This is a genomic window from uncultured Agitococcus sp. (assembly GCF_937920075.1).
GTDB lineage: Bacteria > Pseudomonadota > Gammaproteobacteria > Pseudomonadales > Moraxellaceae > Agitococcus.
On record NZ_CALETI010000406.1, the window covers coordinates 1 to 6,068 of the forward strand.

At 41.1% G+C, this 6,068-nt stretch carries 3 protein-coding genes; 1 reads left to right on the forward strand and 2 read right to left on the reverse strand.

Annotation, left to right across the window (positions count from 1 at the left end):
- Window positions 1-231: 231 nt before the first annotated feature.
- Both Q0212_RS14115 and Q0212_RS14120 read right to left on the reverse strand, forming a co-directional pair.
- Window positions 232-3,591, reverse strand: coding sequence for a DNA translocase FtsK (locus Q0212_RS14115; protein ID WP_297926614.1), 3,360 nt, complete (start codon window positions 3,589-3,591; stop codon window positions 232-234).
- Window positions 3,592-3,701: 110 nt separating this feature from the next.
- Window positions 3,702-4,760 (reverse strand): alanine dehydrogenase, encoded by a 1,059-nt coding sequence (locus tag Q0212_RS14120; RefSeq protein WP_297926616.1) that lies wholly within the window; start codon window positions 4,758-4,760, stop codon window positions 3,702-3,704.
- A 148-nt stretch (window positions 4,761-4,908) separates the two neighbouring features.
- Between Q0212_RS14120 and trxB the strand changes: the two genes are divergently transcribed.
- Entirely contained in the window at window positions 4,909-5,859 is a 951-nt protein-coding gene (gene trxB / locus Q0212_RS14125) for a thioredoxin-disulfide reductase (protein WP_297926617.1), read from the forward strand.
- Window positions 5,860-6,068: the final 209 nt, after the last annotated feature.

The following is a 6,068-nucleotide window of genomic DNA, read 5'->3' on the forward strand; positions in this document are numbered from 1 at the left end:
GGGTCAATGGTATGCTGCTCGAAGTTGGCGCGCATACTGGTGACTTTTTCTAATAGCACATTTAGTTTTTGACTAGCGGCTTCGTCAGCTTGGACGATATTGCTATGTGAAATTAAAAAGATAAAAGGCAAAGCATAACGATACATAAGTTCTTTCCATTTTTGATGAGAGTTGCTCAATCTTAACTGAAGGCACGTTGCAGCACTGTTGTTGCTGTGACGCGCTTGTGTATCAATTATTATTGGGCACCAACACTTCACGTGTGCCATTACTTTGCATTGAGCTAACTAAGCCCGCCATTTCCATGGCTTCAATTAAACGTGCGGCACGATTGTAACCAATCTTAAATTTACGTTGCACAAAAGAAATAGAGGCACGGCGTGATTCTAAGACAAACGCGACGGCATCGTCATATAATACGTCTTGTTCTGGGTCAACATCTTCATCACCCATACCACCTGTTGCGCCTTTGGCAGGTGTGCCATCGTCATTATAATCTTCTAAGATTTCATCGACATAATTGGGTTCACCACAAGAACGCCAATGATCACACACACGATGCACTTCATCATCACTGACAAACGCACCATGAATACGTACAGGTAAATTGCTGCCAATAGGTTGGAACAACATATCACCATGACCTAATAATTGTTCTGCACCGCCTTGATCTAAGATAGTACGTGAGTCAATTTTACTCGACACTTGGAAGGCAATACGCGATGGCACGTTGGCTTTAATCAAACCTGTGATCACATCAACCGATGGACGTTGGGTTGCCAAAATTAAGTGAATCCCTGCGGCACGGGCTTTTTGGGCAATACGCGCAATTAACTCTTCAACTTTTTTACCAACAATCATCATCATGTCAGCAAATTCGTCAATCACAATAACAATAAACGGCATAGGTTCTAAACGTGGTGGCGCGTCTTGTAAACCTGAATCTTCTTTTTTCCATAAAGGATCAAGAATATTTTCGCCACGGGCTTCAGCATCACGTAATTTGGTATTAAAGCCTGCTAAGTTACGCACACCAACAGCCGCCATTAATTTATAACGACGTTCCATTTCTGCCACCGACCAACGTAAAGCGTTGGCGGCATCTTTCATATCAGTCACAACGGGCGTTAACAAATGCGGGATTTTATCGTAAATAGACAATTCCAACATTTTTGGGTCAATTAAGATTAAACGCACTTCTTCAGGTTTGGCTTTGTATAAAATACTTAAAATCATGGCATTTACGCCCACTGATTTACCTGAACCCGTTGTACCAGCAACTAATAAGTGCGGCATTCTGGCTAAGTCGGCAACCATGGGCAAACCACTAATGTCTTTGCCTAAAGCCATGGTAATGGGTGATTCTTTTTCTTGATAAACAGGCGTATCTAAAATCTCTTTAAAGCGAACAATTTGACGATTTTCATTAGGTACTTCGATACCAATCACCGTTTTGCCCAAAATCGCTTCAACCACACGTACTGAGACCATTGCCATAGAGCGCGCTAAATCTTTGGCAATATTGGTAATTTTGGAGACTTTTACCCCTGCGGCTAAATCTACTTCAAAACGTGTAATCACTGGGCCGGGTAAAGCATCAACCACTTTGGCATCAACGTTAAACTCTTTAAGTTTAATTTCTAACAAACGTGATAAACGCTCTAATTGTTCAGGCGTAAAACCTGCTTTGCGATTTAAATCGGGTTTTTCGAGTAGTTCTAATGAGGGCAAGTCCATGGTGGGTTGCCAATATTTACCTGTTGGTGGTGCAGCTAAAGCCTGATTAATTGCTTGAGCAGGAGTAACCACTGGTTTTGCTGGCTCAACAAAATCCTCTTCATCGTCAAAAACAACGTCATCCATTAAATCTTGTTCAAGACTAATTAAAGCCGCGTCAGGTATGGCTTGAGCCAATGTCGGAGCTATCTCTTCGATCACCACTGGCTCAATACGCTCATCAATATCACTTAAACCTGTAGCGGTGGTGTCTTGCATAGAAGGCATCACTCGCATTCTTGGTTTTTCGGTCGGTGCCGTGACAGGCTCAATAAATGTGGGAATAACCTCTTCAGGCTCATGTGAACCGAGAGCAACAAAGTCGTCGTCTTCGTTGTTTTCTTCGTAATTAAAAGTTTCAAGCAAAACTTCAGGCTCAGCAGCAATCGCTGGCTCGGCTATCATGTCTTGTTGTGGAATAATTTCTTCAAATGCGTCGATTGGTTCATCGATCATTTCTTCAACAAATGGCAATTCTTCCGCTAAAACAGGAAGCTCTTCAACAACTTCGTCAAATGGCTCATCAATAACAACAGCCGTTTCTGCGACTAATTCTTCAATGCTTTCTGTGACAGGTTCTTCAGTCACGATAGGCACTGCCTCAATCTCGTTAATCGGTTCAGGAGCAACAACAGGTTCAACCACTGCTTGTTTGGCCATCACAACAGGCGTGTTAATGACAGGTGCTGACACAGGTTCATCATCATCTAATAAAGCACCAAACTCAGCAGCCAATAAGTCTTGGCTTTGTTGTAATTTAGCTTCTTCCAGAGGGTTAACCTCAGCTTTCGCTAAACTTGGTACAACTTCATCTTCAATAATCGGAATGTCAGTCAATGAGATACTGGGCTCAGCTTTTTCTGCAACGGCTAACTCAGGCACTTCAGCGACTAAATGAGCTTTGGCACTGGCTAACATTTCGGGCGTGATTGCAGGCATTTCTTGAGTAAATCCTGCTAATGCCTCATTTAATTCATCTAAAACCTGTGGTGTATCGCCAATTTTTGGACTAACAGAACCATCTTCTAACACAGGAATATCTAATAATGAAGGCTCAATACGCTCATTAGGTTTAATTTGAGCTTGTACCTTGTCATTGGTGATATTCAGGGCAAATTTTTCTTCGGCTTTGGTTTCGGCAACTTTTAAGGCTTGCTGTTGGTGTTTATGCTCTTGATACTCTTCGGCTTTACGTTGATAGCCAGCTTTTAGTCGTAAAATGCCAGCATAAGGTGCATAACCTAAAGCTTCTAATAGCAAAAACCATGGAAAAGCCGTTACTAATGTGCCGTTTAATAAAACCACAGAAGCTAATAAAGCTGTACTTCCCCATAAGCCAAAGCTTTGTAACATGGCTTGGCCAACTTCCAACCCAATAATACCGCCTGCTGCATTTTGAATGGTTTCACTCACTTCAACACTATGTAAAGCAAATAAACCCGTTGCCGCAACCAATAATAAAGCTTGAGAGAGCCATCTAAACCAAAATTTAAAACTAATTTTGTGGGGCAACCAAATGGCCAATACTTCAAACACACAAAATAAAGGCAACAAAAAAGCTGCTTTTCCCAAAAAGCTAAAAAAGAAATCTGCTAACCATGAACCTGCAACCCCTGCCGAGTTAGAGACGGCCAAGGTATCACTACTTAGTTTTGACCAACCAGGATCTAGGGGGGAATAAGTCAATAAGGCAATAAATAAATATAAGCCAAAACCAAGCCAACCAATACTTTGAACTTCGCGCCAACCTTTAGGTGGCTCAATGGTTTGTTGTTGGGTATTTAATGCAGGATTATTGGGTAAAGAAGCGGTCACAACTAAAATCCGTGAGTTTTAAAAATTTATAAAATAAAGCGTGTGAGTATATGCGATTTTATCGAAAAAACATCCCTTTCGCTCACATAATCCGTTTTGCTGCGTCAACATCAGGCAGTTTGTAAGGCTGGATGAATAATTTTTCCATCTTGCACCGCGATTGCACTTTGTAAAACAGGATCAGCAGCCAATTTACCATTGGCCAAAGCCAATACATAGGGGGTAATTGCTTGTGATAAGAGTTGGGTGGCGGTGCGTGGCACAGCAGCAGGCATATTACTCACAGCAATATAACTTAAACCATTTTTTTGATAGGCAGGCTGTTGCCAATCGGTGGCCGCAATACCTTCAATACATCCGCCTTGATCGATGGCAATATCGACGATGACTCGCCCTTTAGCTAATAACTGTTGTTGGGCTATAGATAATACTTTAGGAGCATTTGCACCTTTAATTAACACCGCACCAATCACCGCATCTATATTAGGTAATAGTTGGGTAATTTTAGCTTCGTCAAAAAGCTGTACTTGTAGATTTGAGTCTTTTTGATAAAGCGCGTCCAATGCTTCTAAAGATTTATCAAACACAAATACTTCCGCTCCCAAAGCACTGGCCATTAATGCCGCTTGACTGCCTGCCACACCTGCACCCAAAACTAATACTTTGCCACGATGATAAATATTAAAATGTCCGCCTAATAAAACGCCTGCCCCTTGATGATTTTTTTGTAAATACTGAATGGCTAATTGCACCGCGATTCGCCCTGCAACTGCACTCATTGGAGCTAATAAGGGCAAACGATGATTGACAGTTAAGGTTTCAAAGGCAAGCGCGGTCACTTGTTGTTGTAATAAAGCAGTTAATACGTGTGGGTATGCGGCAAGATGCAAATAACAAAATAATAATTGTTGTGGTTTTAATAGGGCTAACTCTTCGGGCATGGGTTCTTTTACTTTAACAATTAAGTCAGCTTGATAGACATCTGCTAAGTTTTCGACAATTTTTGCCCCAACGGCTTGATAGTCTTGATTTTGATAGCCGCTATTTAGGCCTGCATCATGTTCTAAAATCAGTTCATGGCCTGCTTTTATCAGTAATTCAACCGCATCAGGTGTTAAAGCGACTCGCCCCTCTAAGGTTTTACGTTCACGTGGAATAGCTATTTTCATTAACCCCTCCCTAACCCTCCCCTAAATTATGAGAAGGAATAAATTTTTAAATTACTTTTTTAATTTTAGGCATAATTACCATTGTTGCCTTGCTTTTTGTGTTTTAAACCCATATTTATAGCCAATAATTTTTTAGAAGGTACACATCATGGATTCTCGTCATATTCGTTTATTAATTTTAGGCTCTGGCCCTGCAGGTTATACCGCTGCTGTTTATGCAGCACGTGCCAATCTTAATCCTGTCGTGATTACAGGTATGCAAGCTGGTGGTCAATTAACCACTACCACTGAAGTCGATAACTGGCCAGGTGATGCACATGGTTTAACAGGTCCTGATTTAATGGTAAGAATGCAAGCTCATGCCGAGCGTTTTGGCACAGAAGTTATTTTTGATCATATTAACGAAGTCGATTTTGCCAATAAACCATTTACCCTCAAAGGTGATAGCGGCGTATATACGGCTGATGCAGTAATTATTGCCACAGGTGCTTCGGCTCAATATTTGGGTTTGGAATCAGAACAAGCCTTTAGCGGTCGTGGTGTGAGTGCTTGTGCTACTTGTGATGGTTTCTTCTATAAAAATCAAAAAGTCATGGTGGTTGGTGGCGGTAATACTGCGGTTGAAGAAGCGTTGTATTTATCGAATATTGCCTCTCATGTCACCTTAGTGCATCGCCGTGATAAATTAAAATCTGAAAAAATTCTTCAAGATCATTTATTTGCTAAACAAAAAGAAGGCAAAATTAGCATTATTTGGAATCATGCCGTTGATGAAGTGTTGGGTGATGATTCTGGTGTGACTGGTGTGCGTGTCAAAAGCACGGTTGATGGTAGCACACAAGTTGTTGACGTTGCAGGGGTATTTATTGCCATTGGCCATAAACCCAACACCGATATTTTTGCAGGCAAATTAGCCATGAAAAATGGTTATTTGACGGTAAAAAGCGGCACTGAAGGCAACGCAACAATGACTTCTGTTGAAGGAGTTTTTGCAGCAGGTGATGTGGCTGACCACATTTATCGCCAAGCAATTACCTCAGCAGGCTCAGGCTGTATGGCTGCGTTAGATGCCGAAAAGTATTTAGATAATTTGAAGTAATAACAATTTGCCTTGCTCTTGTTTTAAGAACAAGGCAAATTTTTCTTAAGGATTTAGAGTGACTTGGCCATTCATAATTGCATCATATTGTGGCTGATACACCCCTCTAAACTTCATATTGTCGAATTTTAATATGAATGGTGAGCCTTGCGTTAAGCTAATTTTATTTAGGCAACTCGTATTGCTGCTTGTATCACAGGTATATACAA

What these genes read in the sequence shown, in the direction of transcription:
- Q0212_RS14120 (WP_297926616.1), bottom strand. Translation starts at nt 4,760, where the DNA reads ATGAAAATAGCTATTCCACGTGAACGTAAAACCTTAGAGGGGCGAGTC.
- trxB (WP_297926617.1), top strand. Translation starts at nt 4,909, where the DNA reads ATGGATTCTCGTCATATTCGTTTATTAATTTTAGGCTCTGGCCCTGCA.